6 protein-coding genes are annotated in these 8,545 nt (G+C 71.6%); 3 read left to right on the forward strand and 3 right to left on the reverse strand.

All coding sequences use genetic code 11. The features are described from left to right. The first annotated feature begins 15 nt into the window (after positions 1-15). Positions 16-1,935: a 1-deoxy-D-xylulose-5-phosphate synthase gene (gene dxs, locus ABZT17_RS35470; protein ID WP_356355232.1), complete on the forward strand. Its 1,920-nt coding sequence runs from the start codon at positions 16-18 to the stop codon at positions 1,933-1,935. Between the two features lie 137 nt (positions 1,936-2,072). Continuing rightward, a complete protein-coding gene (locus ABZT17_RS35475; protein ID WP_356355234.1) occupies positions 2,073-3,575 on the forward strand; it encodes an amino acid permease in 1,503 nt (500 codons plus the stop codon). Between the two features lie 190 nt (positions 3,576-3,765). Here ABZT17_RS35475 and ABZT17_RS35480 read toward each other — a convergent pair whose 3' ends face one another. Continuing rightward, positions 3,766-4,143, reverse strand: coding sequence for an NTP pyrophosphohydrolase (locus ABZT17_RS35480; protein WP_356355236.1), 378 nt, complete (start codon positions 4,141-4,143; stop codon positions 3,766-3,768). A 48-nt stretch (positions 4,144-4,191) separates the two neighbouring features. Then, positions 4,192-5,082, reverse strand: coding sequence for an NAD(P)-dependent oxidoreductase (locus ABZT17_RS35485; RefSeq protein WP_356355238.1), 891 nt, complete (start codon positions 5,080-5,082; stop codon positions 4,192-4,194). 119 nt (positions 5,083-5,201) lie between these two features. On the opposite strand from ABZT17_RS35485, the gene ABZT17_RS35490 reads away from it, so the two are divergent. Beyond that, positions 5,202-6,218, forward strand: coding sequence for a hypothetical protein (locus tag ABZT17_RS35490; protein WP_356355240.1), 1,017 nt, complete (start codon positions 5,202-5,204; stop codon positions 6,216-6,218). 24 nt (positions 6,219-6,242) lie between these two features. Here ABZT17_RS35490 and ABZT17_RS35495 read toward each other — a convergent pair whose 3' ends face one another. Then, positions 6,243-7,331 carry an LCP family protein gene (locus ABZT17_RS35495; protein ID WP_356355242.1) on the reverse strand — a complete coding sequence of 363 codons (1,089 nt, stop codon included), beginning with the start codon at positions 7,329-7,331 and terminating at the stop codon, positions 6,243-6,245. Between the last annotated feature and the right edge of the window lie 1,214 nt (positions 7,332-8,545).

Raw genomic sequence — 8,545 nt, forward strand, 5'->3', positions numbered from 1 at the left:
TGCAAGGAGGCACGGGTGCCGCTGCTGACCCGCATCAGGGGACCGCGCGATCTGGACCGGCTCAGCCTGGAGCAGCTGGACCAGCTGGCAGAGGAGATCCGGACCTTCCTCGTCGACGCCGTCTCCAAGACCGGCGGCCACCTGGGCCCGAACCTGGGTGTGGTCGAGCTGACCATCGCGCTGCACCGGGTGTTCGACTCGCCGAAGGACAAGGTGCTCTGGGACACCGGACACCAGTCCTATGTGCACAAGCTGCTCACCGGCCGCCAGGACTTCAGCAGGCTGAAGATGAAGGGCGGCCTGTCCGGCTACCCCTCGCAGGCCGAGTCCGAGCACGACGTCATCGAGAACAGCCACGCCTCGACGGTCCTCGGCTGGGCCGACGGCCTCGCGAAGGCCAACCAGATCCTGGAGCGCGACGACCACGTGGTCGCCGTGATCGGTGACGGCGCCCTGACCGGCGGTATGGCCTGGGAGGCGCTCAACAACATCGCCGACGCCAAGGACCGCCCCCTGGTGATCGTCGTCAACGACAACGAGCGGTCGTACGCCCCGACCATCGGCGGCCTCGCCAACCACCTCGCCACGCTCCGTACCACAGACGGTTACGAGCGTTTCCTGGCCCGCGGCAAGGACCTGCTGGAGCGCACCCCCGTGGTCGGCAAGCCGCTCTACGAGACCCTCCACGGGGCCAAGAAGGGCCTCAAGGACTTCATCGCGCCGCAGGGCATGTTCGAGGACCTGGGACTCAAGTACGTCGGTCCGATCGACGGCCACGACATCGAGGCCCTGGAGTCGGCGCTCGCCCGCGCCAAGCGCTTCCGCGGCCCGGTGATCGTCCACTGCCTCACCGAGAAGGGCCGCGGCTACCAGCCCGCCCTCCAGGACGAGGCCGACCGATTCCACGGCATCGGGCCCATCCATCCCGACACCGGCCTGCCCGTCAAGGCCTCCGGCGCCGACTGGACCTCCGTCTTCGGCGACGAGATGGTCGAACTCGGCAAGGAGCGCGGGGACATCGTCGCGATCACCGCGGCCATGCTCCAGCCGGTCGGCCTGAAGAAGTTCGCCGACACCTTCCCGGACCGGATCTACGACGTCGGCATCGCCGAGCAGCACGGCGCCGTGTCCGCCGCCGGTCTCGCCACCGGCGGACTGCACCCCGTCTTCGCCGTCTACGCCACCTTCCTCAACCGCGCCTTCGACCAGGTCCTCATGGACGTGGCCCTGCACAGGTGCGGTGTGACCTTCGTGCTCGACCGGGCCGGTGTCACCGGCACCGATGGCGCCTCCCACAACGGCATGTGGGACATGTCGATCCTCCAGGTCGTGCCGGGGCTCAGGCTCGCCGCGCCGCGCGACGCCGACCAGGTGCGGGCGCAGCTGCGCGAGGCCGTCCAGGTGAAGGACGCGCCGACCGTGGTGCGCTTCTCCAAGGGCGCCGTCGGCCCCGCCGTACCGGCCGTGGGCCGGGTCGGCGGCATGGACGTCCTGCGCGAGCCAGGTACGGCCACCCCGGACGTGCTCCTCGTCTCCGTCGGCGCCCTCGCGCCGATGTGCCTGGAGATCGCCGGCCTCCTCGACCAGCAGGGCATCACCACCACCGTCGTCGACCCGCGCTGGGTGAAGCCGGTCGACGAGGCCATGGCCCCGCTCGCCGAGCGGCACCGCGTGGTCGTCACCGTCGAGGACAACTCCCGGGTCGGCGGCGTCGGCTCGGCGGTCGCGCAGGCCCTCCGGGACGCGGGGGTCGACGTACCGCTGCGCGACTTCGGCATCCCGCCCCGCTTCCTCGACCACGCCTCCCGCGCCGAGGTGATGGCGGAGATCGGGCTCACCGCCCCCGACATCGCGCGCCAGGTCACCGGCCTGGTCTCCAAGCTGGACGGCCGGTTCGACCGTACGGCCGCCGAGGTCGAGCCCGCCCGCGACTGACCCCGCCGAAAGGACCCCTTCCACCACCCGTCGTGGTGGCGGAAGGGGTCCTTTCGCGTGAATCCCCTCGCGCCGGGGCATACGGTCTACGCCCCCTCTCGATCATGTCGAGGACGACAAGCGTGGGAGGTACGCCCGTGAGCAGCACCCTCTTCAGGACGAAGAACATCGAGCAGTCCATCCAGGACACCGAGGAGCCGGAGCACGCGCTCCGAAAATCCCTGTCCGCGCTCGACCTGACGGTCTTCGGCGTCGGCGTCATCATCGGCACCGGCATCTTCGTACTGACCGGCACGGCCGCGAAGAACACCGCCGGACCCGCGGTCTCCCTGTCCTTCGTCGTCGCCGGCGTCGTCTGCGCGCTGGCCGCCCTCTGCTACGCCGAGTTCGCCTCCACGGTCCCGGTCGCCGGCTCCGCGTACACGTTCTCGTACGCCTCCCTCGGTGAACTCCCCGCCTGGATCATCGGCTGGGACCTGGTCCTCGAACTGGCCCTCGGCACGGCGGTGGTGGCCGTCGGCTGGTCCGGCTACATCCACTCGCTGCTCGACAACGCGGGCTGGCAGCTGCCCGAGGCGCTCAGCGGCCGGGACGGCGCGCACGGTTTCGGCTTCGACATCCTCGCCGCCGCGCTAGTCCTCCTCCTCACGGCCATCCTCGTCGTCGGCATGAAGCTCTCCGCGCGGGTCACCACGGTCGTCGTCGCCATCAAGGTGGCCGTCGTCCTGGTCGTCATCATCGCGGGCTCGTTCTTCGTCAAGGCTCACAACTACCACCCGTTCATTCCCCCGCAGAAGACCGTGGAGGCAAGCGGTAGCCTCAAAGCCCCGCTGATCCAGCTGATGTTCGGCTGGGCGCCCTCCAACTTCGGTGTCATGGGCATCTTCACCGCCGCGTCCGTCGTCTTCTTCGCCTTCATCGGCTTCGACGTGGTCGCCACGGCCGCCGAGGAGACCCGCAACCCTCAGAGGGACGTGCCGCGCGGCATCATCGGCTCATTGATCATCTGCACCGTTTTGTACGTGGCCGTGTCGATCGTGGTCACCGGCATGCAGAAGTACAAGAGGCTGCACGTCGACGCCCCGCTGGCCGACGCCTTCAAGGCCACCGGGCACCCGTGGTTCGCGGGTCTGATCAGCTTCGGTGCGGCGGTGGGTCTCACCACGGTCTGCATGATCCTGCTCCTGGGCCAGTCCCGGGTCTTCTTCGCGATGAGCCGGGACGGCCTGCTGCCCCGCTTCTTCTCCCACACCCACCCCAAGTTCCGCACCCCGTACCGCCCGACGATCCTCCTCGGCGTCGTCATCGCGATCGTCGCGGGCTTCACCAGCCTCAGCGAACTCGCCGAACTGGTGAACATCGGCACGCTGTTCGCCTTCATCGTGGTCGCGATCAGCGTCATCATCCTCCGCCGCACCCGCCCCGACCTGGAACGCTCCTTCCGCACCCCATTGGTCCCGGCCCTCCCGATCCTCTCGGTCCTGGCCTCCCTCTGGCTGATGCTCAACCTCCCCGCCGAAACCTGGCTCCGCTTCGCCATCTGGATGGTCATCGGCTTCGCGGTCTACTTCTTCTACGGCCGCACCCACAGCCGACTGGCCCGTTCCGAGGGCCGGGACAAGCACACAGCAACCCCCTGAGCCCACACCGCCAACCACGCCCCCCTCCCCACCACGGGCAACGAGCACCCGCCGCAGGCCCGTGACGGGGGCTCCCCGTATGGGCGGGGCCATCTCGCCTACGTGGACGAGCGGCGCCCCGTCGACATGGCTGGGCGGCGTGCCGTCGACGGGCGAGGGGGATGCCGTCGGGGGGCCACGGCGGGTGCCGCTATGGGCGGACGGTACGGGGGCCCGCCACCGACGCCCCCAACTCCTGCACCCTGCGGCGTAGTTCCCGATCGGCGGTGATCACAAGCGCGGACCGCCCCCCGGCCGCCGCCCCCGCCACCAGCTCCACCATCCAGTCGTCCCCGCTCCCCGGCGCCGACTCCACCCGTACGCGCGGCACCGTCTCCACGCCCCGAGCGGCCCCCTCCACCACCAGCACGATCTCCACGGGCCCGTCCCGCCCCGGCACCCCGTCGGCGGCCAACCGGTCCCGCAGCCGTTCAGCGGCACCCCGCCGATCCCGCCACCACCCGTCGGGCACCGACCCGACGACATTCGCGGCGTCGACGATCACCAGCAGGGGCTCACTGTCACTCATGCGGCTAGGCTCGCACACCCACCGAGCCCGAGACCCGTCTCCGGCCGCTCAGTCCCCCGTCTTCTCCTCGAAGCTGGCGAAGTACGCCGCCGCCATGTCCTCGTCCCCGTGCCCCTGCGCCGCCGCCCGTTCCAACCGCTCGGCGCTGGCCTCGGCGACGTCCAGGCGTACGCCGTTGCGGGCGCCGGCCTCGACGATGAGCCGTGCGTCCTTCGCGGCCGTGGTCACCGCGAACTGGGCCGGGGAGAGCCGGTCGTCGAGGACGAGGGCGGACTTGGCCTTCAGATAGCCCATGTCGAGCGGCCCCCCGGCGATGAGGTCGAAGAAGTGCTGAGGGTCGACGGACAGCGCCTTGGACAGGGCCAGCACCTCGCCCGTCGCGGCCGTCGCGGCGAGCACCCAGCTGTTGGCGACCAGCTTCAGCCGCGTCGCACTCCCCGCCCCACCGTCCTCCCCGGTCCACACCGTACGCGCGCCGACCGCGTCGAAGACCGGCTCCACCAGCTCCCGCCCCTGGACCGGCCCCGCCGCCAGGACCGTCAGCTGTCCGGCCTCCGCCGGCTGACGCGTGCCGAGCACGGGGGCGTCGTAGAAGACCAGGCCGTGTTCGGAGGCGAAGGCCGCGAGGCCGGTGATCGCCTCGATGCCGGCCGTGGTCGACTGGACCCAGGCGGCACCGGGGCGCAGCCCGGGAGCGGCCTCGCGCATCACCTCCAGGGCGGCCGGGCCGTCGTAGAGGACGGTGAGGACCACATCGGCGTCCTGGACGGCCTCGGCGGGGCTGTCGGCGACGTACGCCCCGTCGGCCGCCAGCGGCTCCGCCTTCGCGCGGGTGCGGTTCCAGACGCGGACGGTGTGGCCGGCGCGGACGAGGTTGCGGGCCATCGCGGCGCCCATGATGCCGGTGCCGAGGACGCTCACGGTGTACTGGTCGGTCATGAGGTCGGTTCCTTCCGCTGGATGTCTGGGAACAGCCTGCCCGCTCGTGGTCCGACCGCGCACACGGCCACGCGGGGCCCGATCCCCGGTCCGTGCACCCGCCCGCTTAAAGTGAACTGGTGAACGGCGACTGGCTCCTCCGCGGCCGAGACGGCCGGCTCAGTGTCTACCTGCCGACGGACGACGCCCTCCTGTGCAGGGCGGAACGCACACCGGGCGGCGTCTGGACGCCCGCCCGCAAGGTCGGCGGGGAGCAGAAGCTCCGGTCCGTCCCCGCCGTCGGTCAGGGCGACGACTTCTACGCCCATCTGGTCTCCTGGCGGCCCACCGTCTCCGACGAGGCCGGTCTGGTGCACTCCACCCACTTCCGGCCCCGGCTCGCCGCCCTCGACTGGGCGTCGATCGGGCATCCCGACAAGAAGGGCTCCGTCACCGGGCCGCCCGCCGTCGCGGTCGACGCCGAGGGGCGTGCCCATGTCTTCGTCCGCAACAAGGGCGGCGGCCTGAGCATGGCCGCGCAGAGGGAGAAGGGCGGCTGGGAGCCGTGGCGAGACCTCAAGGGGCGTGACGTACAGGGGGAGTTGGCGGCGGTGACCGGGGAGTCCGGGCGGGTGGAGGTGTACGCGGCGGTGGCCGGCGGCATCCTGCACTGGCGCCAGGAGGAGCCCGGGGGACAGCCGGTGCTGGAGGAGGCCATGGAGGCGCCCGCCCGCCCGGACACCCTGTACGCCCTGGCCACCTCGCCCGACGCCACCACGCTCTTCTACACCGACGAGTCGGGCGACCTGTGCGCCTGGCGGCCCGGCGCCAAGCCCGTCGCCCTCCTCGCCTCCGCCGGGCCGGGCCCGGTCTGCGCCGTCCGCTGCGAACTCGACGGCCACGACTGCACGTTGCTCGCCCAGCGGTCGTCGAGCGGGCGAGTGGCGTTCGCCGCGTATCCCACCGAGCAGGAGTCGGCGGGCGCCTGGTGGACCGAGTCCGGACCCCAACTTCCCATGGACGCCGCGGTGTCACTGGCGGTCGACGAGGAAGGACGGGTGGTGGCCGCGACCTTGTCCCCGTCGACGGGTCAACTCCTGGTCACCCGACGCAAGGACGAACCCGGACTGGCACTGGAGGCCTGGCGGGAGGCCTGACCGCCGGCCCCTGACCACGGCCCCTCAGGAACCCCCGCCCGTGGCCGGGGACTTCTTCGCCCAGGCCGGGATCGTGGTGTCGTTGCGGAGCGCCTTCCACAGGCCGGAGTCCTGCGGCTGCACCGGTACGACGCGGTTCGGGTCGATCTTGTCGTAGGCGACCGGAAGCATGATCGTCTCCATGCTCGACGGGTCGACGCCGTTCAGACTGCGGCCGAACTCCGCGAGCTTGGTCAGTGAGCCGAGGCCGGAGTCGGTGGTGAGGGCGGCCGTCAGGGTGTCGGCGATCTTGTACGTCTTGGTGGGGCTGCCCAGCAGGTCCTGCTTCTTGATCTCGCTCAACAGGGCGAGCATGAACTGCTGTTGGAGGCCTATCCGGCCGAGGTCGCTGCCGTCGCCTATGCCGTGCCGGGTGCGCACGAACTGCAGCGACTGGGTGCCGTCGAGCTTGTGGGTGCCCTTGGTGATGTTCAGCCCGCTGTTCCTGTCGTGGATGTCCTGGTCGACGGTGACGGTCACCCCGCCGATGGCGTCCACCAGATCCTTGAAGCCGGCGAAGTCGATCTCGACGTAGTGGTCCATGCGGACCCCGGACATCTGCTCCACCGTCTTGACCACACAGGCCGGACCGACCTGGGAGTAGATGGAGTTGAACATCACGCGCTTCGCCGAGGCGACCGTGGAGCCGTCCGACCTGGTGCACTCGGGCCGGGTGACGAGGGTGTCGCGCGGGATGCTCACGGCGACGGCCCTCGTACGGCCCTCGGGTATGTGCATCACCATCGCCGTGTCCGAACGGGCCCCGGAGACATCCGGGTCGGCGACCAGCTTCCCGTTGGCGCCGGCCCGCGAGTCGGAGCCCAGGATCAGGATGTTCTGCCCCGAGGTGGGCAGCTTCGCGGGCCGGTCGTCACCGATCGCCTTGTCGATGTCGACGTGCTTGATGTTGCCGTCGAGATCGCTGTAGATCCAGTAGCCGGTGCCGGCACCGGCCACCACGAGCGCGGCCAGCGAGATCAGGGTCCACTTCAGCACACGGCGCTTGCGGCGCGGCTGCTGAGGCTCCGAGGCACGGCGTCGCGGTCTGCTCGTCTCGGCGGCTGGGGTCGTCATGCGGGTCGGTGTCCTCGTCTCTCGTGCGGCATCGGCGCAGCTCGGGCGTTCGGGAGACCAGCGGCCCGCCCCGGGCGTTGTACGGCAGTGAGCCACATCACGTGACACGCGGGAGCACCGGGGCCTTGTGGGGAAGCCCCTCATGTCCACGCGTCCGTCAGGGCGTCGGCCCCGTGGTCCGGACCCCGGGGAGTGTATGCCGTGTGCATATCATGTGAGAATTCCAGCTCCCCGCAACCAAGTCGGGCATGTCTTGGGGAGTCCGTGATGGTCCTGGGGGCCGATCCATACGCGCCGCGCAGCCGCCCCGTCCCTCCGGGACCGTCGCCGAGGCGCAGCCGCCCTCCGCGACCGGCACCGCCACGGGGCCCTGGCCGGCGCCGGCCAAGGACACCGAACCCACCCCGTACGCCCCCCGCCGCGCTGAACCAAGCCGCGGCCAGGCACCCCCGCCGCATTCGGCGCACCCACACCGACCACGCCCTTGGAACCGTCACACTCATCGCCGCCCGCGGCGACCTGGGCGGGGATCGCGCCGACCGCGTCCCCCGCCCCGGGACCAGCACGCTCATCGCAACCCACGGCACCCTGGGCGGGATCGCGATGGCGCGTCCCCAGCCCCGGAACCGGCACGCTCATCGCCGCCCGCGGCGCCCTGGGCGGGATCGCGATGGCGCGTCCCCCGTCCCGGAACCGGCATACTCGTCGCCACCACGGCGCCCTGGGCGCGCCCGCGCCAACTGAGTCTCCGCCCCCGGGACCGGCACGCTCGTCGCCACCCACGGCGACCTGGGCGGGGCCGCCTACCGGTTCCTCTCCGCCGACGGCCCCTGACGGGAGCTGCCCATCACGGCCCTCCGCGGTGTGCCCACCGCGGCCCTCCGCGGCGCGCCCACCAGGCCCTCGCGGCGGCCTTCGACGCCCTCGGCCGGACCGCGATCACCGTACCCGGCCCGGTTTCCCGCCTCGCGGTCTCCCGCCAAGTGGCGCCTGGGGCGAAGGAGTTCGGGTCCTGGCGGCTGGTCGGCTGAGCCCGACGCCCCCGGTCCGGCGTCCCCGGTCCGGAGGCCCGACGCCCCCGGTCGTAGGCCCGGCGCCACCGATCCGGAGGCCCGCGGCCCTCGGCCGGACCGCGATCACCGTACCCGGCCCGGTTTCCCGCCTCGCGGTCTCCCGCCAAGTGGCGCCTGGGGCGAAGGAGTTCGGGTCCTGGC

It is taken from the genome of Streptomyces sp. NPDC005648, from assembly GCF_040605395.1.
Classification (GTDB): Bacteria; Actinomycetota; Actinomycetes; order Streptomycetales; family Streptomycetaceae; genus Streptomyces.